The following is a 1,948-nucleotide window of genomic DNA, read 5'->3' on the forward strand; positions in this document are numbered from 1 at the left end:
AGCGGGAGCCCCCCCCCCGCCACAAGAGCCTTTCTCCATTCAACGTCCTCCCACCACCATGTGACTGAAAGGCTCGACATACGCCTGCAACGTCACCAGCCCGCCCACCAGAATCGCCAGCACCACCGAGTGGAAAAACACATAGCGCAGGATTTCCCCTTCGTGGCCGTACCAGCGGGTCGCGGTGGAGGCGACCACGATCGACTGGGCGTCGACCATCTTGCCCATCACCCCGCCGGAACTGTTGGCGGCGGCCATCAACACCGGGCTGATTCCCAACTGCTCTGCCGTGACCCGTTGCAAACCGCCGAACAGCACGTTGGACGCCGTGTCCGAACCGGTCAGCGCCACGCCGAGCCAGCCCAACAGCGTGCCGAACATCGGATAGAAGATGCCGGTCGCGGCGAACGCCAGGCCCATGGTCGCATCCAGGCCCGAATAGCGGGTGAGAAAGCCCAACGCCAACATGGCGACAATAGTGATCAGCGAATAGCGCACCACCCACAGCGTTCGCAGGTATTGGCGCGCCAGTTGCGGGATCGAATAGCCCATCAGCAAGCCGCCGAGGATGGCTGCCAGGAAGATGCCGCTGCCGGTGGCGGTGAACCAGTTGAATTTGTAGACCGCTTCCTCGGTTTTCGGCTGGGGCACCACCGGCGGGACCTTTTCGATTTGCTGGTGGATGGTGCCGAAGGTCAGCAGCGGCGAGAAGATCGGATTCGCCTCGCGCATTGGCTTGCCCTGGGGATCGAGCCTGGCCGATTGGGTCTGCGGGTCGATGGCCGGGCGGGTGTCGAACAGATTCTTGAAGCCCTGGGTGCCCCAGGCAAACACGAAGACCGTGAGGATGATCCAGGGCATCCACGCCCGCAGCACGGCGGGGCGGTTGTCGCTGGCGAAGGCGCCGCTGGCCACCGGCGTCTGTTGCTCGCTGGGGTCGATCTTCGAATCATCATGGCGGTCTGACAACGCCGCCGAGGTATGCACCGTGGCCGGTTTCCAGACCTTGAGGAAACCGGTCAGGCACGCCATGGAAATCAGCGCGGCAATCACGTCCACCAGCATCGGGCCGTGGTAGTTCGAGACCAGGAACTGCGGGATGGCGAAGCTGACGCCGGCCACGAGGATCGCCGGCCAGACTTCGAGCATCTTGCGCCAGCCGGCGAACGCCCAGATCAGCCAGAACGGCACGATCACCGAGAAAAACGGCAACTGCCGACCGACCATCATCGACAGCTCCATTTCATCCAGCCCGGTGACCTTGGCGAGCGTGATGATCGGTGTGCCCAGGGCGCCGAACGCCACTGGCGCGGTGTTGGCGATCAGCGCCAGGCCCGAGGCGGCGAGGGGCGAAAAGCCCAGCCCGATCAGGATCGCCCCGGTCACCGCCACCGGCGTGCCGAAGCCCGCCGCGCCCTCGAAGAAGGCGCCGAAACAGAAGGCGATCAGCAGCAATTGCAGGCGCCGGTCGTCGGTGATGCGCGCCAGGGAATCCTGCAGGACCTTGAACGAACCGTTCTCGGTGGTCAGCCGGTGCAGGAAGATGATGTTGAGCACGATCCAGCCAATCGGCAGCAGGCCGTTGGCCGCACCATAAAGGGCCGCCGAACCGGCCATGTCGGCGGGCATGCCAAAGGCGAAAATCGCGATGAGCAACGCCGAGGCCAGGGCGTACAACGCCGCCAGGTGCGCCTTGACATGAAAGAACGCCAGGGCCGCCAGCATCACCACCACCGGAACCGCCGCCAGGAGCGTCGACAGCACCGCATTACCGAAGGGATCGTAGACTTGTTGCCAGACCATGTTCCACCTCTGCTTTTTATTGTTGGAAGTGCAGGCCCCGGGGGGATTGGCAGAGAAGTATAGGCGGGGATTTGGTAAGCGATTGCCTGCCAACCCCCCGTGGGGGGGGGGGGGGGGGGGGGGGGGGGGGGGGGGGGGGGGGGGG

Annotated in this window: 1 protein-coding gene; it reads right to left on the reverse strand. The window is 64.7% G+C overall.

The features are described 5' to 3' along the window. Positions 1-39: 39 nt before the first annotated feature. A complete protein-coding gene (locus tag ACE04F_RS13630) occupies positions 40-1,803 on the reverse strand; it encodes an L-lactate permease (protein WP_486107435.1) in 1,764 nt (587 codons plus the stop codon). Between the last annotated feature and the right edge of the window lie 145 nt (positions 1,804-1,948).

It is taken from the genome of Pseudomonas sp. AGC41 (assembly GCF_057334555.1).